This is a genomic window from Nocardioides pyridinolyticus (assembly GCF_054653575.1).
In genome coordinates this window covers 1-254 of sequence record NZ_BAAIFY010000112.1, presented here as the reverse complement: position 1 = coordinate 254, position 254 = coordinate 1, and the positions used below count along the sequence as shown (strand labels likewise).

Annotated in this window: 1 protein-coding gene; it reads right to left on the bottom strand. The window is 73.6% G+C overall.

What is annotated here, in order from left to right; all coding sequences use genetic code 11:
- The coding region (locus ACYQ0U_RS22875) for a hypothetical protein (RefSeq protein WP_459976179.1) at window positions 1–254 on the bottom strand (254 nt) is incomplete at both ends.

Below are 254 nucleotides of genomic sequence, written 5' to 3'. Positions count from 1 at the left end.
CCGGGGTGGGACGGTAGATCGGGCCGCGGGCGACGACCACGTCGAGGATCCCGTCCTCGAGGTAGGACTCGGCCTCGTCGGGCAGCGCGGGGTTCTTCATCGGCGCCGGACCCGGGTAGCCCAGCTCCCGCCGGACCCGCGGGTTGATCAGGTAGGCACCGGCCACCGCCATCGCGAACGACCCGAACAGCACCGGATCCTCGACCCGCAGCCGGTCGACCACCTCCGCCGGCTCACCCTCGCGCGCCAGCACC